At 71.9% G+C, this 645-nt stretch carries 2 protein-coding genes; one reads left to right on the plus strand and one right to left on the minus strand.

Annotation, left to right across the window (positions count from 1 at the left end; genetic code table 11):
* The coding region (gene ligD / locus JCO01S_RS16005) for a non-homologous end-joining DNA ligase LigD (protein ID WP_500778497.1) at positions 1 to 519 on the plus strand (519 nt) is incomplete at its 5' end.
* A gap of 32 nt (positions 520 to 551) precedes the next feature.
* Here ligD and JCO01S_RS16470 read toward each other — a convergent pair.
* On the minus strand, positions 552 to 645 hold a 94-nt coding region (locus tag JCO01S_RS16470), incomplete at its 5' end, for a (2Fe-2S)-binding protein (RefSeq protein ID WP_174521079.1).

Below are 645 nucleotides of genomic sequence, written 5' to 3' on the forward strand. Positions count from 1 at the left end.
GAGGCCGACGGCGAGCGGCTGAACCCCGACCGGCTCGTCATCGACCTCGACCCGGGCAAGCCTGCCGGCCTGCACGAGTGCGCGCAGGTCTCGCTGCTGCTGCGCGAGCGCCTCGAGGGCCTGGGCATGGACCTCTTCCCGGTCACCTCGGGTAGCAAGGGGATGCAGCTCTACGCCCGGCTCGGGGGTGACCTCAGCAGCGACCAGGTGCGCGACCTGGCCCAGCAGCTCGCCCAGGAGATGACCCGCAAGAACCCCGATCTCGTGCTGTGGAAGATGACGCGCACGCTGCGGCCGGGCAAGGTCTTCCTCGACTGGAGCCAGAACGTCGCCGCCAAGACGACGGTCTGCCCCTACTCGATGCGGGGCCGGGAGGACCCGTGGGTCGCCGCGCCGCGCACCTGGGAAGAGGTCGAGGCGGGGGCGGAGGACCCGGAGGCGCTACGACAGCTGCGCTTCGAGGAGGTGCTGGAGCGACTGGCCTCCGACGGTGACCTGCTGGCACCGCTGCTCAACTGACCCCGGCTTTCACTACCTTCCGCGCACGCCGGTCACGGACGCCGGGGGCACCCGGCACAGGCGTCCAGGCCGGGCAGGGCGTACATCAGGCAGCAGGACTGCCGGTGTGGCGGCGGCCCGCCGACG

Origin of the sequence: Janibacter corallicola NBRC 107790, from assembly GCF_001570965.1 — a bacterium.
Taxonomy (GTDB): Bacteria; Actinomycetota; Actinomycetes; order Actinomycetales; family Dermatophilaceae; genus Janibacter; species Janibacter corallicola.